The following is a 26,419-nucleotide window of genomic DNA, read 5'->3' as shown; positions in this document are numbered from 1 at the left end:
GGCACAGACCGCCTCGCCGCCGTGGACAGACGGGCGACGAGTACCCGCCAGGCCGTAGGGTTACGAGCCACACGCGCCGGGCAGACGGCGCGTCACGGACACAGAAGGAAGCGAAGAGCCACGATGCCGGTTCCCCTGCCGACCACCACGACACGTTGGCGCTGCACCCTCTGCGGCAACCTCACCCGCTTCGACGTGACGCGCTCGTCGAAGGTCGTCGAGTACGTCCATCTCGACCTGGCCGGTGAGCCGAAGGTCGAGGAGCGCGAGGTGGTCAGTGAGACCATCGAGTCGGTCCGCTGCCGCTGGTGCAACGCGGTGGACCAGGTGGAACTCGTGGACAGGCCGGGCGCCGACTCCTGAGCAGGAGCGGCCCGCACAGGTGATGGGGTGTGACGGATGGTGGAGACCACGGGCGGGGGGCCGGGCGACGGCACCGCCGAGGTGCTTGACCGTCCGCTGCCCGACGGTGTGCGACGCAGGGTCGTGCAGATCGTCTCGGACGGTTTCGGCGGGCTGACCGTCGGCGAACTGCCCGCCCAGTTGCGGCAGTACGCCCGGTTCGCCCCGAACCGACGGGCCAAGTTCGCGGGCAACGCCATGGCCGCGGCCCTGGAGACCGACCCGCTGTTCCGGCAGCGCATCGGCGAGAAGCTGAGAGAGGCCCAGCCGGAACTCACCGGCGCTCTCGACTCCGGCTCGCCGCCCCCGGCCGCGGACCCGCTCGACGTGGCGGCCGCGGCCTATGTACTGCGCCCCACGGGCTGGGTGAAGCTGGTGACCGCGGCCGGCGAGGAGGCCCAGCGCGCGGACGCCGAGCGCGCCGACGAGGAGAGTCGGGCCGAACTGGAGCGGCTGCGCGAGGAGCTGGACCGGGCCCGCGAGCAGATCCGGGCCGAGACGGAGCGGCTGCGCGTCGAGCTGGAGTCGGCGAAGAAGGAAGCGGAATCGCTTCACCGCAAGCTGCGTGCGGCCCTGAGCGACGTGAAGCGCGGCGAGGCGGCGCTGCGCAAGGCGCACGGCGAGATGGAGGCCGTCCGCACGGAGGGGCACGCGCAGGTCTCGGCCGCCGAGAGCGAGAACCGGCGGCTCAAGGCCCGTCTGGGGGAGGCGGAGGCCACCCTGGAGGCCACCCGCCGGGCGGCCCGTGAGGGACGCAGCGTCGAGGACATGCGGGTGCGGCTGCTGCTCGACACCGTCCTGGACGCGGCCCAGGGTCTACGCCGGGAGCTGGCCCTGCCGCCCGTCTCGGTGCGCCCGGCCGAGACCGTGGACGCGGTCGAACCGGGACGAATGACCCCGAAGGACATCGCCGCACGGGCGCTGTCCGACAGTGATCCGGCCATTCTCGACCAGCTTCTCGCCCTGCCGCAGGCGCACTTGGTGGTCGACGGCTACAACGTCACCAAGACCGGCTATCCGCAGATGCCGCTGGAGAAGCAGCGGCTGCGGCTGCTCGGCCAGCTCTCGCAGCTCGCCGCGCAGACCGGCGCCGAGGTCACGTGCGTCTTCGACGGCGCCGAACTGGCCGCGCCCGTCCTGCTGGCGCCCCCACGGGGCGTCCGGGTGCTCTTCTCCAAGCCGGGCGTCACCGCCGACGAGCTCATCCGCCAGCTGGTCCGCGCGGAGCCGCCGGGCCGCCCGGTGATCGTCGTCTCGACCGACCGCGAGGTCGCCGACGGGGTCGCCAAGGCCGGTGCCCGACCTGTCGCTTCTGCGGTACTTCTCAAGCGACTGTCCTGAACGTTCAACGCGCATACGCGATGACCGAATTGGTCGAATCGTTGCTCGACGTAGCGTCAATCAGGGATCACCGCATGTGAGTTCTGTGCAAAGAATGGATTGCGGGACAGGATTTTTTGGTGTGAGGATTTGAACTGATCACAGCAAGGTCACTAGGGTCTGGGCTCGAACCTCCACACGGGTGATCACTCAAAAGAAGGAGCCCGTCTCCGTGGCGTCCCACCGTCGACCCAAGCAGCCGAGCCGCACGCGCGTGACCGTGCTGACCACCGCAGCCGCCGCTGCCGTCGCCCTGAGCGCGAACGCCGCCAACGCGGCACCGAGCGAGAAGCTCAGCAAGGACGAGGTCAAGGCAAAGGTCGACAAGCTCTACGAGCAGGCGGAGCAGGCCACCGAGAAGTACAACGGGGCCAAGGAGAAGCAGGAGAAGCTCCAGAAGGAGATCTCCACCATCCAGGACAACGTGGCCCGCGGCCAGGAGGACCTCAACAAGCTGCGCGACGGCCTGGGTTCGATGGCCACCGCCCAGTACCGGTCCGGCGGCATAGACCCGTCCCTCCAGCTCTTCCTCTCGTCCGACCCGGACGACTACCTCGACAAGGCCTCCACGCTCGACCAGTTGAGCGGCCAGCAGGTCGAGGCCCTGAAGAAGATTCAGGACAAGCAGCGCGAACTGGCCCAAGAGCGGACGGAAGCCACCGACAAGCTCAAGGACCTCGCCTCCACCCGCACCGAGCTGGGCAAGAAGAAGAAGGAAGTCCAGGGCAAGCTCGCCGAGGCGCAGAAGCTGCTCAACACCCTGACGGCCAAGGAGAAGGCGGCGCTCGCCGCCGAGCAGAGCCGCGCCAGCCGCTCGTCCACCCAGCGCGTGGACCTCGGCAACGACTCCTCCGCCTCCGACCGGGCCGCCGCGGCCTTCTCCGCCGCGCAGGCCCAGATAGGCAAGCCGTACGTCTACGGCGCCACCGGCCCCTCCTCCTTCGACTGCTCGGGCCTGACCTCCTACGCCTACGCGCAGGCCGGCGTCTCCATCCCGCGCACCTCCCAGGCCCAGGCGGGCATCGGCACCCGCCTCTCCATGAGCCAGCTCCACGTCGGCGACCTGGTGTTCTTCTACGGCGACCTGCACCACGTCGGCCTCTACGCGGGCAACGGCCAGGTGCTGCACGCCCCGCACACCGGTGCCGTCGTGCGCTACGAGGCGATCGGCAACATGCCGTTCCAGTTCGGCGTCCGCGTCTGACCCTGCGGCTGCCGCCCGAACGGGCGATTCGCGACAACCGAAACTGACTCCACGCCCCGCCGGTGACCTGCGTCATCGGCGGGGCGTCGCGCTGTGCGGCCGCTGTGGCCTTTGGACGGTGTGTGTCCGTGCGGCTACTGTCTGGCGAGCTTTCGAGCAGTCAGACGTCCGCCAGCGGAAGGAGCGCGGCTTCCCGTGGGGTTCCATCGCCGCCTTGTACCGTCCGGGTTCGACCGGGGCGCAGTCGCCCTGTGCGTGTTGTCCGCGGCCGCCGCCTTCGGCGCCGTACCGGCGAGCGCCGCTCCGCACACCGACACGCGTGCCGAGGTGGACCGCCTCTACACGGAGGCCGAGCGGGCGACCCAGGCCTACGACAGGGCCGGGGAGCGCGCGGGCGCGCTGCGCCGGGAGGTGGGCCTGGCGCAGGACCACATCGCCCGGCAGCAGGAGCGCATCAACACCATGCGGGAGGCGCTCGGTTCGCTGGCCGGCGCCCAGTACCGCTCCGGCGGCATCGATCCCACCGTGGCCCTGCTCTTCTCCGACGACCCGGCCGACTACCTCGACAAGGCGTCCACCCTCGACCGGATCGGCGCCCGTCAGGCGGCCGAGCTCAAGGAGCTCCGGTCGGCCCTGCGCCAACTCGCCCAGGAGCGCTCCGAGGCCGCCGGGAAGCTCGCCGAGCTGGAGAAGAGCCGGACGGCGGTCGCCACGCACAAGCGGACCGTGGAGCAGAAGCTCGCCAAGGCCCGAAGGCTGCTCAACTCCCTGCCGAACGAGCAGCGTGCCGCCTACGAGCGGGCCTCGCGCGACGGCCGCCTGCACTTCCCCGACGTCTCGGGCGTGGTCGCCCCGGACGCCCGGTCCGCGGCGGCTCTCGCCGCAGCCCGCTCCGCGCTCGGCCGCCCCTACGTCTGGGGCGCCAACGGCCCCTCCGGCTTCGACTGTTCGGGCCTGATGCAGTGGTCGTACGAGCATGCCGGGATCCAGCTGCCGCGCACCTCGCAGGAGCAGCGGTACGCCGGTCGGCAGGTCCCGCTCTCCCAGGCCCGGCCCGGCGACCTCGTCGTCTACCGCTCCGACGCCAGTCATGTGGCGATGTACGTGGGCAACGGCCAGGTGATCCACGCCCCCTATCCCGGCGCCGCGGTCCGCTACGACCCGGTCGGGATGATGCCCGTCTCGTCGGTCACCCGGGTCTGACCCCGCCGCGGGCCGTACGATCGGGAAGTGGCTGGTCGTAGACGGGCGTGGCGTTCCGCGGTGGCGGGGCTCTGTCTGCTGTTCGTGCCCCTGGCCGGCTGCGGCGGGCGGCCCACGGCCGACACGGCGCGCACCGAGGTGCAGCAGGTGCTCGACCGCCGGGCGGCGGCGCTGCTCGGCCACGACGAGACGGCGTACGGCCGCACGGGCACGCGCGCCCCGTACGAGAACGTCCGCTCCGTCCCGCTGGCGTCCTGGAGATACCGGCTGACCGGCCTGCACCGCGACGGCTCCGCCGCCACCGCCGACGCCGAGCTCAGCTACCGCGTCGGCGGCTACGACCGGGCCCCGGTCACCGCCGCCCGCACGCTCGGCCTCAGCCGCACCGCCGACGGGCACTGGTACGTCGCCTCGGACCGGCCCGCGAAGAAGGCCGACGAGCTGTTGTGGGACCAGGGCGAGGTCACGGCCGTCAAGGGCGAGCACAGCCTGATCCTCGGGGTCGGACAGACCGGCAACACGCTGCGCGGGTACACGGCGCTGGCCGACCGTGCGGTGCCGGCCGTGTCGCAGGCGTGGGGCACGGACTGGGCACGGCGGGTCGTCGTGCTCGTACCGGACTCCCTGGAGGACATGGCGGGCCTGCTCGGCTCGCCCGCCTCCTCCTACCGCGGGATCGCCGCGGTCACCACCGGCGAGGCGGGCGGCTCGGGCAGGGCGCCCGCGGACCGGATCGTCGTCAACCCGGAGGCGTACGCCCTCCTCGGCGCCACCGGCCGGCAGGTCGTGCTCACCCACGAGGCGACCCATGTGGCCACCCGCGCGGACACGACCGCGGCCACCCCGCTGTGGCTCTCCGAGGGCTACGCCGACTGGATCGGCTACCTCGGCACGGGCCGTACGGCGGTCCAGGCCGCGCCCGAGCTGGCGCGCGCCGTCCAGGAGGGCAAGGTGCCCCAGCAGCTGCCGCCGGACCGGGCCTTCGGCTTCAGTGGTGAGGCCACCAGGCTCGCCCAGGCCTACGAGAGCGGCTGGCTGGCCTGCCGGATGATCGCCGACCACTGGGGCGAGGTCCGGCTCGGCGAGTTCTACCGCGCCGTCGGCGAGCACGGGAAACGGGCGGGCGCGGTCGAGGAGGCGTTGCGCAAGGTGCTCGGGACGACGCCGGAGGAGTTCACCGAGCGGTGGCGCGACTACCTGAGCGCCCAGCTGGACTGAGCGCGCCGCGGGCTCAACGGGACCGGGAGAGTTCCTCGATCGCCTCGCGCAGCCACGCCCGCTCCGCCGCGCCCGTCGCCCGCGCGACCCGCAGCATGCCCTGCCGGAACAGGTCCCCGGCCTCCTCGGCCCGTACGGGCCGTCCGTCCCGGTAGAAGAAGCTCGCCGGGGTCTCCAGGAAGTCCAGGCGGCGGCGCAGCAGGGCGGCCTGCTCCGTCCGGTCCGGCAGGTGCCGCAGGAAGGCCGGCACCGTGTTGAAGGCAGTGGGGGAGCACCGGCGCCGCTGCGCGTCACCTTGCTCGGCACGGCCGTCCAGCTGCCGCTCGCGTACGTCCTGTCCGCGCTCGGCCTGCCGGGGATCTGCCTCGCGCCGGCGCTCGCGGCGGCGGTGCAGTGCGCGGCCGTAGCGGTGCTGCGGCGGCGGGCCCGGCGTCAGGAGGAGACCGGGCTCTCCTTCGTACGGGCGGCCTGAGGCGGCACGGGGATCACCGGAGCCCCGGAGCCGGTGGAGCGCCACAGCCGCCGGGCCGCCAGGACGCCGGCGACGGCCAGCAGGCCGTTGCGCAGGGCGAGGAGGCCGACGCCGTACACGTCGCTGGACACGACGTGCGCGAAGCCCGCCGGGAACTCCAGGACCGTGACGAGGGCCGCGGCGAGCAGCAGGAGGGCGGGCGGGCGCATCCGGCTCTCCCGGTGGCACAGGCAGACACCGGCCAGACCGATCAGCCACACCAGGTACTGGGGGCTGATCACCCGGCTGGTGACCGTGAACAGCAGCACCGCCGTGAAGGCCGCGTCCGCGAGCGTGTGCGGCTCGAAGCGGGTCGCCCGCAGCCGCCACAGCAGCAGCCAGCCGAGGGCCGCGCCGGCGAGCGCGAGGGCGGCCGTGCTCACCGCGCTCACGTACGGGCCGAGGAACTCCACCGAGCCGTAGTTGAGCAGCACCTCGCCGCTCCAGCCGAAGTGCCGGGCCACGTGGAAGACCAGCGCGCCCACCGACTCCACCTCGGTGCCCCGGTCGCGCTGGAAGGCGAGGAAGGCGAAGGCCCCGGGCATGGCGGTGGCGAACAGCGCGGCAAGCGCGCCCGCGGTCACCGCCGCCGCGGACCACGCCCCTCGCCGCACGACCCCCACGAGCAGCAGCGCCGGCCACACCTTCACCATCGCCCCGAAGCCCGCCAGCGCCCCCATCACCCGCGGGTGCCGGGCCCCCGCGAGCAGCGCGGCCACCGCCACCGCGGTCACCAGCACGTCGTAGCGGGCGTACACGGTCGGGCCGAGCAGCGGGACGCCCACGATCCACACCCAGGCGCCGTGCGGGCTGCGGCCGGGGCGCCGACCCGCGGACAGCAGCGCGCACAGCACGGCCAGGTCGGCGAGGAGGGTCAGGACGAAGAAGGCGATGGCGTAGTCGAGGAAGGGCAGCAGGGCGGGGGAGAGGATCGCGAGCGCGGCGGCCGGCGGGTACTGCCAGGTGACGTCGTCCAGGGGGAAGGTGCCCTGGCGGAGCGTCTCGTACCAGCCCTGGTAGATCACCCAGACGTCGGTCGTGACGTCCACGCCCGGGAAGACGAACACCCGCAGGACGTAGAGCAGCAGGACCGTCCGGGCGGCCGCCCAGACCACCAGCGGCAGGACCAGGGACCGTGCCGCGCCCGCTCTCGCCACCTGATCCCCTGTCGTCGGTCCGCCTGGGTGCGGCCACATGATCCCCCGCGCACCTGTGCGAGGCCCGTGAGGCGCGGCCGACGGCTCCCCCGAGCGGTCGGTCACCCGGGTTGGGTAGGGTCGGCGACGATGCACAAGACCCTGATCGTGACCAACGACTTCCCGCCCCGGCCGGGCGGCATCCAGGCGTTCCTGCACAACATGGCGCTGCGGCTGGACCCGGACCGGCTGGTCGTCTACGCCTCCACCTGGAAGCGGAGCCGGGAGGGCGTCGAGGCCACGGCCGCGTTCGACGCCGAGCAGCCCTTCACGGTCGTACGGGACCGGACGACGATGCTGCTGCCCGCGCCCGAGAAGACCCGGCGGGCGGTCGGGCTGCTGCGCGAGCACGGCTGCACGTCGGTGTGGTTCGGGGCGGCCGCGCCGCTCGGGCTGATGGCGCCGGCTCTGCGCAGGGCCGGCGCCGAGCGGCTGGTGGCCACCACCCACGGGCACGAGGCCGGGTGGGCCCAGCTGCCCGCCGCGCGGCAGCTGCTGCGCCGGATCGGGGAGTCCACGGACACGATCACCTATCTCGGCGAGTACACGCGCTCGCGGATCGCCACCGCGCTGACCCCGCAGGCGGCCGCCCGCATGGTGCAGCTGCCGCCCGGCGTGGACGAGAAGACCTTCCACCCGGAGTCGGGCGGCGCCGAGGTGCGCGAGCGGCTCGGGCTGACCGAGCGGCCGGTCGTCGTGTGCGTCTCCCGGCTCGTGCCGCGCAAGGGCCAGGACACGCTGATCCGGGCCATGCCGCTCATCCTGGCCAAGGAGCCGGACGCGGTGCTGCTGATCGTCGGCGGCGGGCCCTACGAGAAGGACCTGCGCCGACTGGCGCGGGAGACCGGGGTCGCCGCCTCCGTGCGCTTCACCGGCGCCGTCCCCTGGTCGGAGCTGCCCGCCCACTACGGCGCCGGGGACGTCTTCGCCATGCCCTGCCGGACCCGGCGCGGCGGCCTCGACGTCGAGGGGCTGGGGATCGTCTACCTGGAGGCCTCCGCCACCGGGCTGCCCGTCGTCGCCGGCGACTCCGGCGGGGCACCCGACGCGGTGCTCGACGGCGAGACCGGATGGGTCGTCCGCGGCGGCTCGCCGGGGGACGCCGCCGACCGCATCGTCACCCTCCTCGGGGACGCCGAGCTGCGCCGCCGGATGGGCGAGCGGGGACGGCAGTGGGTCGAGGAGAAGTGGCGCTGGGATCTGCTGGCGGAGAAGTTGAAGGCGCTGCTGTAGACATTGCTGTCGCGCGGCTCTAGGCGGAAGGAGAAAATCCGCCCATGCTGCGCACATGACAGCAAAACTGATGCAGCGTCAGCTGACTAGACGTCACATCCTCGGCATGGTCGCCCTGCAGACCGCCGCCGCGGCCGGTCTCACCCGCATCGGCCTCCAGTCCGCGCAGGCCGCCGAACCGGCCGCCACCGACAACGCCCCCGCCATCGTGGTGGGTTCGGGCTACGGCGGCGCGGTCGCCGCCCTCCGCCTCGGCCAGGCCGGCATCCGCACCCTCGTCCTGGAGATGGGCCGGCTCTGGAACACCGCCGGCTCCGACGGCAAGGTCTTCTGCTCCACCAGCGCCCCGGACCAGCGCTCCATGTGGTTCCGGACGCGCACCGAGGCACCGCTGGCCACCTTCCTGTGGCTGGACCTCGTCAACAAGGACATCGGCGCCTACCCCGGCGTGCTCGACCGCGTGCACTACGCCGACATGTCCGTGTACGTCGGGCGGGGTGTCGGCGGCGGCTCCCTGGTCAACGGCGGGATGGCGGTCACCCCGCTCCAGTCGTACTTCACCGAGCAGTTCCCGACCGTGGACGCCCCGGAGATGTACGGCACGTACTTCCCCCGCGCCCGCTCCATGCTCGGCGTGAACACCGTCGATCCGTCCTGGTTCGAGTCGACCGAGTGGTACAAGTTCGCCCGCACCTCACGCAAGGCCGCCGGCAACGCGGGCCTGAAGACCACCTTCGTGCCGAACGTCTACGACTTCGGCTACATGCAGCGCGAGGCGGCCGGCACCGCCACCCGGTCGGCGCTCGGCGGGGAGGTCATCTACGGCAACAACTACGGCAAGCGCAGCCTCGACAAGACGTACCTCGCCGCCGCGCTCGGCACCGGCAACGTCACCATCCACACGCTGGAGAAGGTGCGCGCCGTCAGCCGGGCGAGCGACGGGACGTACGTCCTGACCGCCGACCGGATCGACAACACCGGCAAGGTCGTCGAGACCAAGCAGTACGGCTGCACGTACCTGTTCCTCGGCGGCGGCAGCCTGGGCACCACCGAACTCCTCGTCCGCGCCCGGGACACCGGCACCCTGCCCGACCTGAACGCCTCCGTGGGCGCCGGCTGGGGCACCAACGGCAACACCATGCTGGGGCGCGCCAACCACGTCTGGGACACGGTCGGCGCCAACCAGGCGACCATGCCGGTGCTCGGCATCGACGACTGGGCCAACACCGCCAACCCGGTCTTCGCGGAGATCGCCCCGCTGCCCATGGGCTTCGAGCACTGGGTCAGCCTCTACCTGGCGATCACCAAGAACCCGGAACGGGCGTCGTTCACCTACGACGCGGCCTCGGGCTCGGTGAAGCTCGGCTGGACGGCGGCGCAGAGCGCGGTCTCGGTCGGCATGGCCAAGAAGCTGTTCGACCGGATCAACTTCGCCAACGCCACGATCTACCGGTACGACCTGTTCGGCTCGACGAGCAAGATATTCGCCGACGACTTCACGTACCACCCCCTGGGCGGCTGCGTGCTGGGCAGGGCGACCGACGACTACGGGAGGGTGAAGGGCTACTCGAAGCTGTACGTCACCGACGGCTCGCTGGTGCCCGGCTCGATCGGGGTGAACCCGTTCGTCACCATCACCGCGCTCGCCGAACGCACGATGGCGCGGGTCCTCGTCGAGGACACCGCGCCATGACGCGCCGTCAGGGGTCGCCCTACTTCTGGTAGAGCGCCTCGATCTCGGCCGCGTAGTCCTTCGCCACCACGGTGCGCTTGAGCTTCAGGGACGGCGTGAGGTGGCCCGACTCCTCCGTGAACTGGGAGGACAGAATGCGGAACTTCCGCACCGATTCCGCCTTCGACACCGCGGCGTTGCCGTCGTCGACCGCCGTCTGGATCGCCGCGATCAGATCCGGGTCGTCACGCAGCGACGCCGCGGTGGAGCCCGTGGGCTTGCCGTGCTCGGCGGCCCAGCGGTCCAGGAACTCCTCGTCGACGGTGACCAGCGCGCCCACGAACGGCCGCCCGTCGCCCACCACCATGCACTCCGCGACCAGCGCGTGCGCCCGGATACGGTCCTCGATCACGGCCGGGGCGACGTTCTTGCCGCCCGCGGTGACGATGATCTCCTTCTTGCGGCCGGTGATCCTGAGATAGCCGTCCTCGTCGAGGGTGCCGATGTCACCGGTGTGGAACCAGCCGTCGGCGAGCGCCTCCGCACTCGCGCCCGGGTTGTTCCAGTACTCCTTGAACAGGTGCTCGCCGTGCAGCAGCACCTCGCCGTCGTCCGCGATCCGCACCACCGAGCCCGGCAGCGGCTGGCCGACCGTGCCGATCTTCTGTCGGTCCCAGGGGTTGAACGCGGTCGCCGCGCAGGACTCGGTCAGACCGTAGCCCTCCAGGACCGTGAAGCCGATGCCCCGGAAGAAGTGGCCCAGGCGCTCGCCCAGCGGGGCGCCGCCGGAGATGGCGTACTCGCCCCGGCCGCCGAGCACCGCGCGCAGCTTGCTGTAGACGAGCTTGTCGAACGTCTTGTGCTTGATCCGCAGGCCGAGGGACGGACCCGACGGGGTGTCCAGCGCCTTGCTGTAGGCGATCGCCGTGTCGGCGGCCTTGTCGAAGATCTTGCCCTTGCCGTCCGCCTGGGCCTTGGCGCGGGCCGAGTTGTAGACCTTCTCGAAGACGCGCGGGACGCCCAGGATCAGCGTCGGCCGGAACGCGGCCAGCTCGTCGGTGAGGTTCTTGATGTCCGGGACGCAGCCCAGCTTGATCGGCGCCATCATCGGCGCGACCTGCACCAGGCGGCCGAAGACGTGCGCCAGCGGCAGGAACAGCAGGACCGAGCACTCGCCGGTGCGGAACAGCGGGCGCAGCCGCTCGACGATGTTGCCGCACTCGGCGAAGAAGGCGCGGTGGGTGAGCACACAGCCCTTGGGGCGGCCGGTGGTGCCGCTCGTGTACACGATGGTCGCCGGGTCGTCGGCCTTCGCCAGCGAGCTGCGCTCCTCGACCGTCGCGTCCGCGACGTCCTGACCGAGCCGTCCGAGCTCCGCCAGCCCTCCGGCCTCGATCTGCCAGACGTTCTTGAGCGTGGGCAGCCGGTCGCGCACCGACTCGACGGCGGCCGCGTGGCTGTCCAGCTCCACGAGCGCGGCGGTCGCGCCCGAGTCGCCGAGGATCCACTGCACCTGCTCCGGGGAGCTGGTCTCGTACACCGGCACGGTGACCGCGCCGGCGCTCCAGATCGCGAAGTCCAGCAGCGTCCACTCGTAGCGGGTGCGGGACATCAGCGCGACCCGGTCGCCGGGTCGCACGCCGGAGGCGATGAGGCCCTTGGCGGCGGCTCGCACCTCGGCGAGGAAGACGGTCGCCGCCACGTCCTGCCAGGCACCGTCCACCTTGCGGGCGATGACGGCGACGTCGGGATGCTGCGCGGCGTTTCTGCGGACGATGTCGGTCAGATTGCCGTCCGCAGGGACCTCGTACAAAGCCGGAAGGCTGAACTCGCGCAAGTCTGCTGCTCCTCATAGGGCGCCGGCGCCACGACGTTGTGCGATGCGACGGTGCGGTCCACGGCTCGGGCTCGTGCTCGAAAGTCCGCCACGAGCCACGCGGGCTCGTTGGTTGAATTCCAGAGCACGATGGGACTGCCCGGACGTTACCCGCCGGTATGGCTTCTTCGACAGGGGGTCCCGGCGAGATGTTCGCTGCGTCACACAGGTTGGTGTTCCTTGGCGTACGGTAGTCCACGCCCTTCCTGACTGGCCAGTAACCGCAGGTCCGGTCGCCACTGTTCACCTGGCCCGCACACCCCTACCCTTGATCACCATGGCACCTACACCCGTCGGCAACCGCAGGACACGCGTCCATGTGGTCAGTGATGTGCACGGCAACGCCCGTGACCTGGCCCGGGCCGGCGACGGCGCCGACGCCCTGATCTGCCTGGGTGACCTGGTCCTCTTCCTGGACTATGCCGACCACTCGCGCGGCATCTTCCCGGACCTGTTCGGGACGGCGAACGCCGACCGCATCGTGGAGCTGCGCACCGCCCGCCGCTACGAGGAGGCGCGCGCGTTCGGGGCCCGGCTGTGGGCGGGCATCGGCAACGACCGGGCCGCCGCGATCGAGGGGGCGGTGCGCAAGCAGTACGCCGAGATGTTCGCCGCGTTCCCGGCCCCGACGTACGCCACCTACGGCAATGTCGACATGCCGCCACTGTGGCGGGAATACGCCGCGCCGGGCACCACCGTCCTGGACGGTGAGCGGGTGGAGATAGGCGGCTGGACCTTCGGCTTCGTCGGCGGCGGGCTGAAGAGCCCGATGCGGACGCCGTACGAGATCAGCGACGAGGAGTACGCCGCGAAGATCGAGGCAATCGGCGAGGTCGACGTGCTGTGCACGCACATACCGCCGGAGGTGCCGGAGCTGGTCTACGACACGGTCGCGCGCCGCTTCGAACGCGGCAGCCGCGCCCTGCTGGACGCCATCCGCCGCACCCGGCCCCGCTACTCGCTCTTCGGGCATGTCCACCAGCCGCTGGTGCGGCGGATGCGGATCGGGGCGACCGAGTGCGTGAACGTGGGGCACTTCGCCGGGACGGGTACACCCTGGGCGCTGGAATGGTGAACGCCCCATGCGTGGACGGGGTGAATGCGGCTGGTCGGGCGCGCGGTAGCCTTCACGCTGCACACACGTGCGCACGCCGCGCACGGCGACCTGACTAACGGCCCGCATCTGGAGGAGCCACGGCGATGGCGGAACACACCAGTTCGAGCATCACGATCGAGGCGGCTCCGGCCGACGTCATGGCGGTGATCGCCGACTTCGCCCGCTACCCGGACTGGACCGGCGAGGTGAAGGAGGCCGAGGTCCTCAAGACCGACGACCAGGGCCGCGCCGAGCAGGTCCGCCTCGTCATGGACGCCGGCGCCATCAAGGACGACCAGACCCTCGGCTACACCTGGACCGGGCAGAACGAGGTCTCCTGGACCCTGGTGAAGTCCCAGATGCTGCGCTCCCTGGACGGCTCCTACCTCCTCAGGCCCGCGGGCGCCGGCGCCACCGAGGTGACCTACCAGCTCACCGTCGACGTCAAGATCCCCATGCTCGGCATGATCAAGCGCAAGGCCGAGAAGGTCATCATCGACCGCGCGCTGGCGGGCCTGAAGAAGCGCGTGGAGTCGGGCGAGAAGTAGGGCGAGAAGCGGGGCGGCGTCCGGGCCTTCCGCGCGAAGGTACCGTTCACCCTCATGCGCACCATCCTGATCACGGGCCCCGGCGGATCCGGACGTACGACCGTTGCCGCTGCCACCGCGCTGCGGGCCGCGCGCGAGGGCAGCGAGACCCTCGTGCTCAGCGCGGACCGCACGGACACCCTCGGGGCGGCGCTGGGCGCGGCGACTGGACCGGTTCCCGGCCCGGTCGCCCCGCGCCTGACGGCCTGGCGCCCGGACGCGACCGAACGGTTCCGCGACGACCTCGCCGCCTTCCAGGAACGCGCCTCCGGCGTCCTCGACCTGCTCGGCGCCGCGCGCCTGGACGCCGAGGAGGTCACCCCGCTGCCCGGGGCCGAGGAACTGTCCTTCCTGCGGGCCCTGCGCGACGCCGCCCTCTCCGAGCGCTACGACCTCCTGGTCGTCGACCTCCCGCCCACCGCGCAGGCCCTCGCCCTGCTCGCCCTCCCGGAGGAGCTGCGCCGCTATCTGCGCCGGCTGCTCCCGCCGGAACGGCAGGCGGCCCGCGCCCTGCGTCCCGTCCTCGGCCGTCTCGCCGGCGTCCCGATGCCCGCCGAGTGGCTCTACGAGACGGCGGCCCGCTGGGACCTCGAACTGGCCGCCGTGGAGGCCGTCCTCACCGATCGCCGCACCGCCGTGCACCTCGTCGCCGAACCCGGCCCGGCCGGCGCCGACGCCGTCCGCACCGCCGGCCTCGGCCTCGCCGTGCGCGGCCTGCGCCCCGAGAGCCTGGTCGCCAACCGCGTCCTGCCCGAGAGCGCCGCGGACGGCTGGCTCGCCTCGCTCGTCGCCCAGCAGCGCAAGGCCCTCGCCGACTGGCAGGAGACGTACGACGTCCACGCGGTCGCCCACCTCGGCCGCGATCCGCACGGCGGCGACGACCTCGCCGCCCTCGCCGTGCCCGGCGTCAACCCGGCGGCCACCCCGGTCGAGTGGCCGGTCACCGACCGGATCGCCGAGGACGGCGTGCTCGTCTGGCACCTCCCGCTGCCCGGCGCGATACGCGACGAACTCGACCTCGTCCGGCGCACGGACGAGCTCGTCCTCACGGCCGGCCGGTTCCGCCGGATCGTCCCGCTGCCGTCCGCCCTGCGCCGCTGCACCGTCGCGGGCGCCGCGCTGCGGGACGGCGAACTGCGCATCCGCTTCGCCCCCGACCCCGAGCTGTGGCCGCGGGAGAAGTGATTCCACCTCGCCCCGCGCCGGAGGGACGAGGGAGTCCGCTCCGCGGGCGGTGAACCACGTACGCCCATTCGGGTAACGTCGTAGAGACGAACCGTAGTCAGGAGTCCGTCATGAGTGAAGAGCACCCCACACCTGACGCCACCGCGGCGGACGACGACGTGCGGGTGACCGACGAGGACGCCTGGGCCAAGGCCTGTGCCGAGGACCTGGAGGCCGAGCGGTCTCGCCGCCGTGCCGAGTACGGGACGCCCCCGGGCTCGGCCGCGGAGGAACTGCGCAAACTCGTCGACGCCGTCGCCGACAAGCTGTCCGGCCTCCAGAACCCGCTCCTCGGGGCGGTCGCCGGGCCCGCCGCCCAGCAGGTGGTGCGGCAGGTCGTGCAGCAGGCCAAGGCCGCCGTCGAGCCCGTCATAGAGCGCAACCCGGACGTCTTCGACCATCTCGCGGCGGCCGGCAACGAACTGCTGGCGGCCTACCGCTCGGCGGTCCAGAACCAGGAACGCCGCTGGGCCTCCGGCCCGACGGACCTGAAGGACGACGGGAACCACGGCAAGGACCGGGGCGAGGGCACCGGCCCCGGCGAACACATCGACTTGGACTGACAGCCCCCTCGGGTACGGTTGGCCGTAGCGGGGCTCGACCGAAACTGAGGGATTCATGGGACTCACCATCGGCGTCGACATCGGCGGCACGAAGATCGCGGCCGGCGTGGTCGATGAGGAAGGCAACATCCTCTCGACCTTCAAGGTGCCGACCCCGGGCACGCCGGAGGGCATCGTGGACGCCATCGCCTCCGCGGTGGAGGGCGCGCGCGCCGGGCACGACATCGTCGGCGTGGGCATCGGTGCGGCCGGATACGTGAACCGGCAGCGCTCCACCGTCTACTTCGCCCCCAACATCGACTGGCGCCAGGAGCCGCTCAAGGCGAAGGTCGAGGCCCGCGTCGGCCTCCCGGTCGTCGTGGAGAACGACGCCAACGCGGCCGCGTGGGGCGAGTACAAGTTCGGCGCCGGCAAGGGCCACCGCAACGTCATCTGCATCACGCTCGGCACCGGCCTCGGCGGCGGCATCATCATCGGCAACAAGCTGCGCCGCGGCCACTTCGGCGTGGCCGCCGAGTTCGGCCACATCCGGATGGTCCCGGACGGCCTGCTGTGCGGCTGCGGCTCGCAGGGCTGCTGGGAGCAGTACGCGTCCGGCCGCGCCCTGGTCAGATACGCCAAGCAGCGCGCCAACGCCACCCCCGAGTCCGCCGAGATCCTGCTCGGCCTCGGCGACGGCACCCCCGAGGGCATCGAGGGCAAGCACATCTCCATGGCCGCCCGCCAGGGCGACCCGGTCGCCGTGGACTCCTACCGTGAGCTCGCCCGCTGGGCCGGCGCCGGCCTCGCCGACCTGGCCTCCCTCTTCGACCCCTCCGCGTTCATCGTCGGCGGCGGCCTCTCCGAAGAGGGCGAACTGGTCCTCGACCCCATCCGCAAGTCGTACAAGCGCTGGCTGGTCGGCGGCAACTGGCGCCCGGTCGCCGATGTGATCGCCGCCGAACTGGGCAACAAGGCGGGCTTGGTCGGAGCGGCAGACCTGGCCCGGGAGCCGGACCCGATCATGTAGCACCACTTTTCGACACACGCTGACTGTGCCTACCTCAGGGGCGCGGGGAACTGCGCGACAAGCCACGACGAACCGTCAGTCGCGCACACACCTCGCGCCCCGAGCTACTGGGCGTACATTGATCCACATGGCGCTGCTCCCCAACTCCCGCACGGAGCCCGACGGTTCCGCAGTCGTCCGCGTCCTCAGCTACAACATCCGCTCGATGCGCGACGACACCACCGCCCTCGCCCGCGTGATCACCGCCTGCGCCCCCGACCTGGTCCTGATCCAGGAGGCCCCCCGCTTCTTCCGCTGGCGCAAGAAGCTCGCCCGGCTCGCGGCGGCCTCGGGCCAGGTCCTCCTGACCGGCGGCGCCACCGCGGCCGGACCGGCGATCCTGTGCTCCCTGCGGGCGACCGTGGAGCGGACCGAGGACGTCCTTCTCCCGCTCACCCCCGGCCTGCACCGACGCGGCTTCGCCACCGCCGTCGTCCGCATCGCCGGCGCCCGCCTCGGCGTCCTCAGCTGTCATCTCAGCCTGCAGAAGGACGAGCGCCACGAGCAGGCCGGCATGCTCCTCGACCGGCTGGCCGGAATGCACGCGGAGCACGCCGTCGTCGGCGGCGACCTCAACGAGCGCCCCGACGGCCCCACCTTCCGGCGCCTTGCCGAGGGCCTCCAGGACTGCCGGGCCGCCGCCCCCTGGGGCGGCGAATACACCTCCACCCCCGCCGAACCCCGCCAGCGCATCGACGCGATCTTCGCGACGAAGGGCGTAGAGGTCCTGGGCTGCGGGGTCCCGCTCGATCACCCCGGCATCACCGAGACAGACCTGAGGGCGGCCACGGACCACCTCCCGGTCCTGGCCGCCCTCAGAATTCCCGCGGCGTGAGGCCGTAGGACGCCGCATGCCCGCGGCGCCGGCCGGCCGCCTCGCTCAGACGACCGCGCCCCGCCCCGGATCGTCGTCCCCGTCGTCGTCCGTCTTCATGCGCGTGACCAGCGTGACGAAACCGCCGAGGAAGCCGCCGATGCCGAGCGTCGCCAGCCACCACGTCATGTCCCAGCCGAGCAGCACGGCCAGCAGGAGCAGGATCGGACCGCCCACCACGCCCAGCCAGGCGAACTTGGCGGTCGTGTCGGCGGCGGGCAGCGGCGGCGGCTCGGGCGGCACGAAGTGGCCCTCGTCGTCCTCGTCGAAGTCGTCGTCGGACGGCTCCGGCGCCGTGTAGTCGCGCGGGCCCACGCCGGGCGCGAAGGACACGGAGCTGCCCAGCGGCCCGGCGGGCTCCCCCTTGGGGTCCTTGCCGTCCGCGGCGTCCTTGCCGTCCGGGGCGTCCTTGCCGTCCGTGGCGCCCTTGTCGTCCGTGGCGCCCTTGGCGTCCGCGCCGTCCTCGGTCGTGTCCGTTTCGGGCAGCACGAGATCCTCGACCGGCCTGTACGGCCGGGCGCCCGGCGGGTCCGGCGGCTCCGCGCCGTACCCGGCGACGATCGCCGCCCAAGCGGCCTCCTCGTCGAAGGGCACACCCTTCTCGTCCGGCTCGCGATCCTCGCGGTCGGAGTCGTGCTCAGCCAACTGCGGCCGTCCCTTCCTTGCCGACACTGGGTGCGAGCCGGCCGATGAAGGCGAGGCTCTCCTCGAAGATCCGGTCCGCGTCATGGTCCAACGTCGCCACGTGGTAACTCTGTTCCAGCACGACCTCCGTTACGTCCGTGGAAGACACCCGGCTCAGGATGCGGACCGAGTCGGCGGGCGGCACCACATGGTCCTGCGCGCTGTGCAGGAGCAGCAGCGGCTGGGTCACCTGCGGCAGCTCACCGTCCAGCATGCGGAAGAAGGACCGCAGCGAGTGGACGGCGTGCAGCGGCACCCGGTCGTAGCCCACCAGTGCGGCGCCCCCCTTCGCGATGTCGCTGGCGATGCCCTTCGTCGTACGCACCAGGTGCCGGGCCACCGGCAGGGCGTACGCGGCGAAGCCGTGCACCTTGTTCGCCGGATTGACGAGCACCACGCCGTCGACGGCCGCACCGTGCTTCGCCGCCAGCCGCAGGGCCAGTGCCCCGCCCGCCGACAGGCCCGCCACGAACACCCGCGCGCAGCGCTCGCTCAGCAGGCGCAGCTCGCGGTCCACCTCCGCGTACCAGTCCTGCCAGCCCGTGAGCTGCATGTCCTCCCAGCGCGTGCCGTGCCCGGGCAGCAGCGGCAGCGACACCGTCAGCCCGTGCGCGGCATGATGCTTCGCCCAGGGGCGCAGCGACTGCGGCGAGCCGGTGAAGCCATGACAGAGGAGAACACCCACCTCCCCGCCCTCGTGGCGGTACGGCTCGGCTCCGGGGAGAACCGGCACTTTTCGGTCTCCTGTCCATGAGTGGGGCGTGAACGACACCAGATGTGCTTCACCGTACGCGACCGCACTGACACCGACCAGGGCCGTCGGTCCCATTGCCCGCACTCCGGGTTAAGGTCTGACCGACGGAAACAGGAGGCACTCGGTTGTTGTACGGCACGATGAAGGTCGCCATCGGGGGACCGCTGAAGGTCGCCTTCAGACCCTGGGTGGAAGGCCTGGAGAACATTCCCGCCGAGGGCGCCGCCATCCTGGCGAGCAATCACCTCTCCTTCTCGGACTCGTTCTTCCTGCCGGCGGTCCTCGACCGCAAGGTCACCTTCATCGCGAAGGCGGAGTACTTCACGACGCCCGGCGTGAAGGGCCGGCTGACGGCGGCCTTCTTCAAGGGCGTCGGCCAGCTCCCGGTGGACCGTTCCGGCGCCCGCGGCGCGGGCGAGGCGGCGATCAAGAGCGGCATAGAGGTCCTGGAGCGCGGAGAGCTGTTCGGCATCTACCCGGAGGGCACCCGCTCGCCCGACGGCCGCCTGTACCGGGGCAAGCCCGGCGGCCTCGCGCGCGTGGCCCTCGCCACCGGCGCTCCGGTCATCCCGGTCGCGATGATCGACACGGAGAAGATCCAGCCGCCCGGCAAGGTCGTCCCGAAGCTGATGCGGCCCGGCATCCGCATCGGCAAGCCGATGGACTTCACCCGCTACCAGGGCATGGAGCACGACCGCTTCGTGCTGCGCGCGGTGACCGACGAGGTCATGTACGAGATCATGAAGCTGTCCGGGCAGGAGTACGTCGACATCTACGCGACCGCCGCCAAGCGGCAGATCGCGGACGCGGCGAAGGCCTCCAAGGAGGCCGAGAAGGCGGAGAAGAAGAAGGCCGAGTCCTAGACAGGAGTCCCGGGCAGGGAGGTCCGGGACCGGCGCGAGTGAGCCGTAGGGGCGCGCCGGTGTCGAGGGCGCGAGCGCGCGGAGGCCCGAAGGGCTGAGCACGGTTGCGCCCTCGACACCGGCTGGAGCGCCCCGGAGGTGAACGAGCCAAAAATGGGGGGTGCGGGGGGAATGCCGAAGCGCGAGAAGGTCATGAGGATGTCGGTCGAGCTGCCGCTGTGGCGTGCGCTCACCGCCTACCGGGTCCTGACGATGCTGTACGCGGTCGGCCTGTTCGCCTCCGCCTACCACGAGTACGACCGCCCCGTCGTCTGCATCGTCTACTACGCCGTCCTGTGCGTCTGGACGCTCGCCACGCTGCCCCGGGTGCAGAACGCGGTGGCCTGCACCAAGCGCTTCCTCGCCGTCGACCTGGCGATCGCGCTCACCGGCATCGTCCTCACCCCGTGGGCCGTCACCGACCACCACATCTCCCGCGGCGGCCCCACCCTGCCGTCGATATGGACGGCCGGCTCGGTCCTCGCCTTCGCCCTCAAGGGCGGCTGGCGCTGGGCCGCGCTCGCCTCCACGCCCGTCGCCGCCGCCAACCTGATCGAGCGCGGCCACCCGGCCCGCGACACCGTCCACAACGTGATCCTGGTCTGGGTCGCCTCCATCGCCATCGGGTACGTCGTGGAGGTCGCCCGGGCCTCCGAGCGCACCCTCGCCCGCGCCCTGGAGATCGAGGCCGCGACCCGGGAGCGGGAGCGGCTCGCCCGCGACATCCACGACAGCGTGCTGCAGGTGCTGGCGATGGTGCAGCGGCGCGGCGCGGTCATCGGCGGCGAGGCGGCCGAGCTGGGCCGCATGGCGGGGGAGCAGGAGGTGGCGCTGCGCGCGCTCGTCTCCGGCGGTCTGCTGCCCGTGCCGCGCATGTCGGAGGACGCGTCCGAGGGGGCGGTCGTACGGGCCGTGGAGGAGCCCGACGATCCCACCGGCCCGGTCGACCTGCGCACCCTGCTCGTCCCGTACGTCGGTGCCCGGGTCAGCCTCGCCGAGCCGGGCGCCCCGGTGCCACTGCCGTCCGCCGCCGCGCGGGAGCTGGCCGCCGCCGTCGGCGCCGCACTGGACAACGTCCGCCGGCACGCGGGGGAGGGCGCCCGGGCCTGGATCCTGGTCGAGGACGAGCCGGACGAGATCGTGGTGACCGTCCGGGACGACGGCCCCGGCATCCCGGAGGGCCGGCTCGCCCAGGCCGAGGGCGAGGGACGGCTCGGGGTGGCCCAGTCGATCCGGGGACGGCTGCGCGACCTGGGCGGCAGCGCCGAACTGATCTCGGTGCCGGGGCAGGGCACGGAGGTCGAACTGAAGGTACCGAAGGACGCGACGAAGACGCGGGGGAAGGCGGAGCAGCGATGAGTGAGCGACGGGACCCGATCAGGGTCATGGTGGTCGACGACCACCCCATGTGGCGGGACGCGGTCGCCCGGGACCTGACCGAGTCCGGCTTCGAGGTGGTCGCCACCGCCGGGGACGGCGAGCAGGCGGTGCGCCGCGCCAAGGCGGCCGCGCCGGACGTCCTGGTCCTGGACCTCAACCTGCCGGCCAAGCCCGGCGTGCAGGTGTGCAAGGAACTGGTCGGCGCCAACCCGGCGCTGCGCGTCCTGGTGCTGTCGGCGAGCGGCGAGCACGCCGACGTGCTGGAGGCGGTGAAGTCGGGCGCGACCGGGTATCTGCTCAAGTCCGCCTCGACGGAGGAACTCCTGGACGCGGTGCGCCGGACGGCCGTCGGCGACCCGGTGTTCACGCCCGGCCTCGCCGGTCTGGTCCTCGGCGAGTACCGCCGGCTGGCCTCCGAGCCCGCGCCCGCCACGGACGCGGGCGAGCCGGACGCGCCCCGGCTGACCGACCGCGAGACCGAGGTACTGCGGCTGGTCGCCAAGGGGTTGAGCTACAAGCAGATCGCCGAACGTCTGGTCATCTCGCACCGCACGGTCCAGAACCACGTCCAGAACACCCTCGGCAAGCTCCAGTTGCACAACCGGGTGGAACTCGTGCGGTACGCCATCGAGCGCGGCCTCGACGACGCGTAGAGCCCGTCGCGACCGTCAACCAACCGCCCCGCATTTCACCGGAATTGCCCTTCCCGCCCATCCCTGTGTGACCGGGATCACCATTAGCGTGACCTTCATCAGGCAACCGCGGCGAAGGGACTTTTCCATGCGGGTCGGAGTACTGACCGGAGGCGGCGACTGCCCCGGGCTCAACGCCGTCATCCGGGGCGTCGTACGCAAGGGCGTACAGGAGTACGGCTATGACTTCGTCGGCTTCCGGGACGGCTGGCGGGGACCCCTCGAAGGCGACACCGTCCGCCTCGACATCCCGGCCGTGCGCGGCATCCTGCCCCGCGGCGGCACCATCCTCGGCTCCTCGCGGACGAACCCGCTGAAGCAGGAGGACGGCATCCGCCGCATCAAGGAGAACCTCGCCAAGCACGAGATCGGGGCACTCGTCGCGATCGGCGGCGAGGACACCCTGGGCGTTGCCGCGCGGCTGTCCGACGAGTACGGCATGCCGTGCGTCGGCGTACCGAAGACCATCGACAACGACCTGTCCGCCACCGACTACACCTTCGGCTTCGACACCGCCGTCGGTATCGCCACCGAGGCCATCGACCGGCTGCACACCACCGCCGAGTCCCACATGCGGGTCCTGGTCTGCGAGGTGATGGGCCGGCACGCCGGCTGGATCGCCCTGCACTCCGGGCTCGCGGGCGGCGCCAACGTCATCCTCATCCCCGAGCAGCGCTTCGACCTCGACCAGGTCTGCGCCTGGATCACCTCCCGCTTCAAGGCGTCCTACGCCCCGATCGTGGTCGTCGCCGAGGGCGCCATGCCGAAGGACGGCGACGTCGTGCTCAAGGACGGGTCGCTGGACTCCTTCGGACATGTGCGCCTGTCCGGTGTCGGCGAGTGGCTGGCCAAGGAGATCGAGAAGCGCACCGGCAAGGAGGCCCGGACCACCGTCCTCGGGCACATCCAGCGCGGCGGCACCCCGAGCGCCTTCGACCGCTGGCTCGCCACCCGCTTCGGCCTGCACGCCATCGACGCCGTCCGCGACGGCGACTTCGGCAAGATGGTCGCCCTGCGCGGCACCGACATCGTCCGCGTCCCGATCGCCGAGGCCACGGCCAAGCTGAAGACCGTGGACCCGAAGCTGTACGAGGAAGTCGGCGTGTTCTTCGGCTGAACCGGGCCGGCCGATCCAGGGCCCGCCGCTCAGCGCCGGTCGGCGAAACCCGGTCCGTCCGGCGCTGTGCCCGCCCCGCGCAGCCGGCCGATCAACTCCCGCACGATCACCGCCCCGTTCAGGGTCAGCACCGACTCCGGGTGGAACTGCACCCCGGCGAACCCGGGACCCCGCAGCGCGTGCACCTCCCCGTTCGCGGCACGGCCGACCTCCACGCCGTGCGCCGCCAGCTCCCGGAAGACCTCCTCGTCGCAGCGCGCCACGAAGCTGTTGTAGAAGCCGACGGTCTCGGCCCGCCCGAACAGATCGACCGACGTCTGCGCCCCCTGGTACGGCACCTCCTTGCGTACGATCTCCAGCCCCAGCTCGGCCGCGATCAGCTCGTGCCCGAGGCAGACGCCGAGGACGCCGTACCGGTGCCCCCTGATCACCTCGGCGGTCAGCTCCCGCAGGAGCCGCATCTTGGGATCGGCCAGGTCGGACGGGTCACCGGGGCCGGGGCCCAGGACGACCGGGCCCTCGTGCCCGAGCACCGCCGCGCGCAGCCCCGGCTCGTCGTAGCGCCGGACGGTCACCCCCAGTCCGCTCGACCGCAGCACGTGCGCGAGCATCGCCGTGAAGGTGTCCTCCCCGTCGACGACGAGCGCGTGGCCGTCCAGGGCCTCGGACCGCTCCTGCATCCGCAGCCAGAACGGGGCGAGCGAGGCCCGGCGTCCGTCCAGCGCCGCCCGCACCCGCGGGTCGTCGGCCAGCCGGGGGCGGGTGTGCTCCCCACGGGGCCGGGAGGGCCGTACGCCCAGCGCCGCGAGCACGCCCGCCGCCTTGGCGTGCGTCTCCGCCACCTCGCCCACCGGATCCGACCCCCGGACCAGGGTGGCGCCGACCGGCACGCGCAGCCGCCCGGCCGCGTCGATGTCGGCGGTACGGATCAGGATGGGGGAGTCGAGGGTCTGGGCGCCGCCGGAGTCACGGCCGATGAGGGCCAGCGCGCCCGCGTAGTAGCCGCGGCCCCCGACTTCGTGCCGCTCGATGACCCGGCAGGCGTTCTGCACCGGCGAGCCGGTCACCGTGGCGGCGAACATGGTCTCCTTCAGGACCTCCCGCACGTCCAGGGAGGACTTGCCGCGCAGCTCGTACTCGGTGTGCGCGAGGTGCGCCATCTCCTTCAGCCGCGGGCCGATCACCACCCCGCCCATGTCGCCGACCGTGCACATCATCTTGAGCTCCTCGTCGACCACCATCGACAGCTCCTCGATCTCCTTGCCGTCGGCGAGGAAGCCCAGCAGGTGCTCGGGGGTCGGGCCGCCGTCCGGGTAGCGGTACGTGCCGCTGATCGGGTTCATCACGACCGTGCCGCCGGACATCCGCACGTGCACCTCCGGGCTCGCCCCGACCAGCGTCCGCCCACCCGTCTCCCGCCCCCGCCCTTCCACGGAAGGCCCTTCGGGCCCCTTTCCATTTCCGGTGTGGACGACGAAGGTCCAGTACGCGCCCCGCTCGCCCTCCAGCAGCCGCCGGAACAGCGCGAGGGCGTCCGCCCGGCCGAACCCGGGGATCTCACCCTCGTACGTCCGACGGATCACGAAGTTCGCGCCCTCGCCCCGCCCGATCTCGTCGCGCAGCACGCGGCCGACGATCTCGCCGTACTCCTCGTCGCCCACGTCGAAGCCACCGCCCTCGACCCGCACGTCGTGCGCGGGCAGCTGCGCCAGGGCGTCGGCCAGGGACAGGGTGTGGGTCTCCTGGGGGATCAGCACCGCCAGCGGTGTCCCGTCGTCACGGACGTCGAAGCCGCGTTCGCGGATCTGCCGGAAGGGAACGAGCGCGAGGCCCTCGTCGGGCAGGTCGGCCAGCCGCTCGTGCGTGGTGACCGGGCCCAGGAACACCTCCACGGTGTTCTCGTCACGGCCCGGGGTGCGGCGGCGGAGCAGGGCGAAGGGGCGTGGGTCGTGCAGCAGGTCCATCAGGTTCATGGGTCGGTGATCCTTCTCGGTCTTCTTGACGGAGAGGAACGACCCCGGAAAACGCCGAAGGCCGCCCCTCGGGCGGCCTTCGCGAAGTCTTGCGTACGCGCAGTCAGTGGGCCGCCGGATGAGCGGTCCACCACCAGTTCTGGGTCGAAAGCGCGAACATGCCAGGCACCCTACCGCATGTCCGCAGTGCGTACTCGGTGTCTCATTTGCTGGGCATCGGCAGGAAGCCGGCACGGCACCCCGTAATGTTGATGACGTGACCGTGAACGCTAAGACCAGCGCGAGCGCTGGCAACACCTGGCGAAACCTGCCCGCGGCGCAGCAGCCCGAGTACCCCGACGCCGAGGCTCTGCGCGCAGTCGTTGCGGAGCTGGAGTCGTATCCGCCGCTCGTCTTCGCGGGCGAGTGCGACCAGCTGCGCGCCCGGATGGCGGCCGTCGCCAAGGGAGAGGCGTTCCTCCTCCAGGGGGGTGACTGCGCCGAGGCCTTCGACGCGGTGTCCGCCGACCACATCCGCAACAAGCTCAAGACCCTGCTCCAGATGGGCGCCGTGCTCACGTACGCCGCGTCCGTGCCCGTGGTGAAGGTCGGCCGCATCGCCGGCCAGTACTCCAAGCCGCGCTCCAAGCCGACCGAGACCCGCGACGGCGTCACCCTCCCGGTGTACCGCGGCGACTCCGTCAACGGCTTCGACTTCACCGAGGCGAGCCGGATCCCGGACCCCGAGCGGCTGAAGCGGATGTACCACGCGTCCGCGTCGACGCTGAACCTGGTGCGCGCCTTCACCACCGGTGGCTACGCCGACCTGCGCCAGGTGCACGCCTGGAACCAGGACTTCGTCCGGTCCTCCCCGTCGGGCCAGCGCTACGAGCAGCTCGCGCGCGAGATCGACAACGCGCTGAACTTCATGCACGCCTGCGGCGCGGACCCGGAGGAGTTCAAGACCGTCGAGTTCTTCTCCTCGCACGAGGCGCTGCTGCTCGACTACGAGTCCGCCCTGACCAGGACCGACTCCCGCACGGGCCGGCTGTACGACGTCTCGGCGCACATGGTGTGGGTCGGTGAGCGCACCCGGCAGCTGGACCACGCGCACATCGAGTTCGCCTCGAAGATCCGCAACCCGCTCGGCATCAAGCTCGGCCCGTCCACGACGGCCGAGGAGGCGCTGCGCTACATCGACCGCCTCGACCCCGAGCGCGAGCCGGGCCGGCTGACCTTCATCGTCCGCATGGGCGCCGACAAGATCCGCGACAAGCTCCCCGAGCTGGTCGAGAAGGTCACGGCGTCCGGCGCGACGGTGGCCTGGGTGACCGACCCGATGCACGGCAACACCTTCGAGGCGGCCTCCGGGCACAAGACCCGTCGCTTCGACGACGTGCTCGACGAGGTCAAGGGCTTCTTCGAGGTCCACAAGGGGCTGGGCACCCACCCGGGCGGCATCCACGTCGAGCTCACCGGTGACGACGTCACCGAGTGCGTGGGCGGCGGCGACGAGATCTTCGTCGACGACCTGCACCAGCGCTACGAGACGGCCTGCGACCCGCGTCTGAACCGCAGCCAGTCCCTCGACCTGGCGTTCCTGGTCGCGGAGATGTACCGGGACCAGTGACGGGTTCGCCTGTCGACAGAA

The 26,419-nt window shown here is 72.0% G+C and carries 25 protein-coding genes and 1 pseudogene; 19 read left to right on the top strand and 7 right to left on the bottom strand.

The window, feature by feature from the left end; all coding sequences use genetic code 11:
- Positions 1–123 precede the first annotated feature (123 nt).
- From ACWGKT_RS07160 to ACWGKT_RS07140, 5 genes are all read left to right on the top strand, one after another.
- Positions 124–363 (top strand): hypothetical protein, encoded by a 240-nt coding sequence (locus tag ACWGKT_RS07160; protein ID WP_235454757.1) that lies wholly within the window; start codon positions 124–126, stop codon positions 361–363.
- Positions 364–399: 36 nt separating this feature from the next.
- The gene (locus tag ACWGKT_RS07155; RefSeq protein WP_453272817.1) at positions 400–1,743 is read left to right on the top strand and encodes an NYN domain-containing protein; all 1,344 of its coding nucleotides are present in this window, start codon (positions 400–402) and stop codon (positions 1,741–1,743) included.
- 211 nt (positions 1,744–1,954) lie between these two features.
- Entirely contained in the window at positions 1,955–2,986 is a 1,032-nt protein-coding gene (locus tag ACWGKT_RS07150) for a C40 family peptidase (protein WP_356140852.1), read from the top strand.
- Between the two features lie 195 nt (positions 2,987–3,181).
- Positions 3,182–4,189, top strand: a complete 1,008-nt coding sequence (locus ACWGKT_RS07145; RefSeq protein WP_356140850.1) for a C40 family peptidase — start codon at positions 3,182–3,184, stop codon at positions 4,187–4,189.
- 27 nt (positions 4,190–4,216) lie between these two features.
- Positions 4,217–5,407, top strand: a complete 1,191-nt coding sequence (locus tag ACWGKT_RS07140) for a hypothetical protein (RefSeq protein ID WP_356140848.1) — start codon at positions 4,217–4,219, stop codon at positions 5,405–5,407.
- A gap of 13 nt (positions 5,408–5,420) precedes the next feature.
- Here the strand turns inward: ACWGKT_RS07140 and ACWGKT_RS07135 are convergent.
- Positions 5,421–5,666: pseudogene (locus ACWGKT_RS07135) on the bottom strand (PadR family transcriptional regulator); the annotation flags it as partial.
- Here ACWGKT_RS07135 and ACWGKT_RS07130 point away from each other — a divergent pair.
- A complete protein-coding gene (locus tag ACWGKT_RS07130; protein ID WP_453272895.1) occupies positions 5,637–5,879 on the top strand; it encodes a hypothetical protein in 243 nt (80 codons plus the stop codon). The pseudogene ACWGKT_RS07135 and the gene ACWGKT_RS07130 sit on opposite strands and share 30 nt — an antisense overlap.
- On the opposite strand, the gene ACWGKT_RS07125 is transcribed toward ACWGKT_RS07130, so the two are convergent.
- A complete protein-coding gene (locus ACWGKT_RS07125) occupies positions 5,840–7,075 on the bottom strand; it encodes a glycosyltransferase 87 family protein (protein ID WP_453272816.1) in 1,236 nt (411 codons plus the stop codon). The two genes, ACWGKT_RS07130 and ACWGKT_RS07125, sit on opposite strands and share 40 nt — an antisense overlap.
- A 129-nt stretch (positions 7,076–7,204) precedes the next feature.
- Between ACWGKT_RS07125 and ACWGKT_RS07120 the strand changes: the two genes are divergently transcribed.
- Positions 7,205–8,347, top strand: coding sequence for a glycosyltransferase family 4 protein (locus ACWGKT_RS07120; RefSeq protein ID WP_453272815.1), 1,143 nt, complete (start codon positions 7,205–7,207; stop codon positions 8,345–8,347).
- A gap of 55 nt (positions 8,348–8,402) precedes the next feature.
- A complete protein-coding gene (locus tag ACWGKT_RS07115) occupies positions 8,403–10,040 on the top strand; it encodes a GMC oxidoreductase (protein WP_453272814.1) in 1,638 nt (545 codons plus the stop codon).
- Positions 10,041–10,059: 19 nt separating this feature from the next.
- Here ACWGKT_RS07115 and ACWGKT_RS07110 read toward each other — a convergent pair whose 3' ends face one another.
- A complete protein-coding gene (locus ACWGKT_RS07110) occupies positions 10,060–11,856 on the bottom strand; it encodes an AMP-dependent synthetase/ligase (protein ID WP_453272813.1) in 1,797 nt (598 codons plus the stop codon).
- Positions 11,857–12,172: 316 nt separating this feature from the next.
- On the opposite strand from ACWGKT_RS07110, the gene ACWGKT_RS07105 reads away from it, so the two are divergent.
- From ACWGKT_RS07105 to ACWGKT_RS07080, 6 genes are all read left to right on the top strand, one after another.
- On the top strand, positions 12,173–12,970 hold the full coding sequence (locus tag ACWGKT_RS07105; RefSeq protein WP_235454749.1) for a metallophosphoesterase family protein: 798 nt from the start codon (positions 12,173–12,175) through the stop codon (positions 12,968–12,970).
- 125 nt (positions 12,971–13,095) lie between these two features.
- The gene (locus ACWGKT_RS07100) at positions 13,096–13,539 is read left to right on the top strand and encodes an SRPBCC family protein (RefSeq protein ID WP_356140840.1); all 444 of its coding nucleotides are present in this window, start codon (positions 13,096–13,098) and stop codon (positions 13,537–13,539) included.
- A gap of 54 nt (positions 13,540–13,593) precedes the next feature.
- Positions 13,594–14,763, top strand: a complete 1,170-nt coding sequence (locus ACWGKT_RS07095) for an ArsA family ATPase (RefSeq protein WP_453272812.1) — start codon at positions 13,594–13,596, stop codon at positions 14,761–14,763.
- Positions 14,764–14,873: 110 nt separating this feature from the next.
- Positions 14,874–15,365, top strand: a complete 492-nt coding sequence (locus tag ACWGKT_RS07090; protein ID WP_453272811.1) for a DUF5304 domain-containing protein — start codon at positions 14,874–14,876, stop codon at positions 15,363–15,365.
- 55 nt (positions 15,366–15,420) lie between these two features.
- Entirely contained in the window at positions 15,421–16,374 is a 954-nt protein-coding gene (locus tag ACWGKT_RS07085; RefSeq protein ID WP_356140834.1) for an ROK family glucokinase, read from the top strand.
- Between the two features lie 127 nt (positions 16,375–16,501).
- A complete protein-coding gene (locus tag ACWGKT_RS07080; protein WP_453272810.1) occupies positions 16,502–17,248 on the top strand; it encodes an endonuclease/exonuclease/phosphatase family protein in 747 nt (248 codons plus the stop codon).
- Positions 17,249–17,293: 45 nt separating this feature from the next.
- On the opposite strand, the gene ACWGKT_RS07075 is transcribed toward ACWGKT_RS07080, so the two are convergent.
- Positions 17,294–17,932: a hypothetical protein gene (locus ACWGKT_RS07075; protein ID WP_453272809.1), complete on the bottom strand. Its 639-nt coding sequence runs from the start codon at positions 17,930–17,932 to the stop codon at positions 17,294–17,296.
- On the bottom strand, positions 17,925–18,704 hold the full coding sequence (locus ACWGKT_RS07070; protein ID WP_453272808.1) for an alpha/beta hydrolase: 780 nt from the start codon (positions 18,702–18,704) through the stop codon (positions 17,925–17,927). The genes ACWGKT_RS07075 and ACWGKT_RS07070 overlap by 8 nt, the downstream gene beginning before the upstream one ends.
- A gap of 149 nt (positions 18,705–18,853) precedes the next feature.
- On the opposite strand from ACWGKT_RS07070, the gene ACWGKT_RS07065 reads away from it, so the two are divergent.
- The 4 genes from ACWGKT_RS07065 to ACWGKT_RS07050 all read left to right on the top strand — a co-directional run bounded on the left by ACWGKT_RS07065 (position 18,854) and on the right by ACWGKT_RS07050 (position 22,816).
- Complete coding sequence (locus tag ACWGKT_RS07065; protein ID WP_356140988.1) at positions 18,854–19,588, top strand: lysophospholipid acyltransferase family protein; 735 nt, start codon at positions 18,854–18,856, stop codon at positions 19,586–19,588.
- A 171-nt stretch (positions 19,589–19,759) separates the two neighbouring features.
- Positions 19,760–20,986, top strand: coding sequence for a MacS family sensor histidine kinase (gene macS, locus ACWGKT_RS07060; RefSeq protein WP_453272807.1), 1,227 nt, complete (start codon positions 19,760–19,762; stop codon positions 20,984–20,986).
- Entirely contained in the window at positions 20,983–21,660 is a 678-nt protein-coding gene (locus tag ACWGKT_RS07055; RefSeq protein WP_356140825.1) for a response regulator transcription factor, read from the top strand. Before macS ends, ACWGKT_RS07055 begins: the two co-directional genes overlap by 4 nt.
- A gap of 127 nt (positions 21,661–21,787) precedes the next feature.
- Positions 21,788–22,816, top strand: a complete 1,029-nt coding sequence (locus ACWGKT_RS07050) for a 6-phosphofructokinase (RefSeq protein ID WP_235454739.1) — start codon at positions 21,788–21,790, stop codon at positions 22,814–22,816.
- Positions 22,817–22,845: 29 nt separating this feature from the next.
- On the opposite strand, the gene ACWGKT_RS07045 is transcribed toward ACWGKT_RS07050, so the two are convergent.
- Positions 22,846–24,789, bottom strand: coding sequence for an anthranilate synthase family protein (locus ACWGKT_RS07045; protein ID WP_453272806.1), 1,944 nt, complete (start codon positions 24,787–24,789; stop codon positions 22,846–22,848).
- A gap of 103 nt (positions 24,790–24,892) precedes the next feature.
- Positions 24,893–24,949, bottom strand: a complete 57-nt coding sequence (locus tag ACWGKT_RS07040; RefSeq protein WP_078912442.1) for a trp operon leader peptide — start codon at positions 24,947–24,949, stop codon at positions 24,893–24,895.
- Positions 24,950–25,045: 96 nt separating this feature from the next.
- On the opposite strand from ACWGKT_RS07040, the gene ACWGKT_RS07035 reads away from it, so the two are divergent.
- A complete protein-coding gene (locus ACWGKT_RS07035) occupies positions 25,046–26,398 on the top strand; it encodes a class II 3-deoxy-7-phosphoheptulonate synthase (protein WP_356140821.1) in 1,353 nt (450 codons plus the stop codon).
- The last annotated feature ends 21 nt before the right edge of the window (positions 26,399–26,419 follow it).

Source organism: Streptomyces sp. NPDC054794, assembly GCF_053611585.1.
This window is presented reverse-complemented; position numbering and strand designations above follow the sequence as displayed.

Coding starts and splice junctions, on each gene's coding strand:
- macS (WP_453272807.1), top strand. CDS start 19,760: ATGCCGAAGCGCGAGAAGGTCATGAGGATGTCGGTCGAGCTGCCGCTG.
- ACWGKT_RS07100 (WP_356140840.1), top strand. CDS start 13,096: ATGGCGGAACACACCAGTTCGAGCATCACGATCGAGGCGGCTCCGGCC.
- ACWGKT_RS07085 (WP_356140834.1), top strand. CDS start 15,421: ATGGGACTCACCATCGGCGTCGACATCGGCGGCACGAAGATCGCGGCC.
- ACWGKT_RS07055 (WP_356140825.1), top strand. CDS start 20,983: ATGAGTGAGCGACGGGACCCGATCAGGGTCATGGTGGTCGACGACCAC.
- ACWGKT_RS07155 (WP_453272817.1), top strand. CDS start 400: ATGGTGGAGACCACGGGCGGGGGGCCGGGCGACGGCACCGCCGAGGTG.
- ACWGKT_RS07095 (WP_453272812.1), top strand. CDS start 13,594: ATGCGCACCATCCTGATCACGGGCCCCGGCGGATCCGGACGTACGACC.
- ACWGKT_RS07050 (WP_235454739.1), top strand. CDS start 21,788: ATGCGGGTCGGAGTACTGACCGGAGGCGGCGACTGCCCCGGGCTCAAC.
- ACWGKT_RS07045 (WP_453272806.1), bottom strand. CDS start 24,789: ATGAACCTGATGGACCTGCTGCACGACCCACGCCCCTTCGCCCTGCTC.
- ACWGKT_RS07105 (WP_235454749.1), top strand. CDS start 12,173: ATGGCACCTACACCCGTCGGCAACCGCAGGACACGCGTCCATGTGGTC.
- ACWGKT_RS07115 (WP_453272814.1), top strand. CDS start 8,403: ATGACAGCAAAACTGATGCAGCGTCAGCTGACTAGACGTCACATCCTC.
- ACWGKT_RS07080 (WP_453272810.1), top strand. CDS start 16,502: ATGGCGCTGCTCCCCAACTCCCGCACGGAGCCCGACGGTTCCGCAGTC.
- ACWGKT_RS07120 (WP_453272815.1), top strand. CDS start 7,205: ATGCACAAGACCCTGATCGTGACCAACGACTTCCCGCCCCGGCCGGGC.
- ACWGKT_RS07160 (WP_235454757.1), top strand. CDS start 124: ATGCCGGTTCCCCTGCCGACCACCACGACACGTTGGCGCTGCACCCTC.
- ACWGKT_RS07090 (WP_453272811.1), top strand. CDS start 14,874: ATGAGTGAAGAGCACCCCACACCTGACGCCACCGCGGCGGACGACGAC.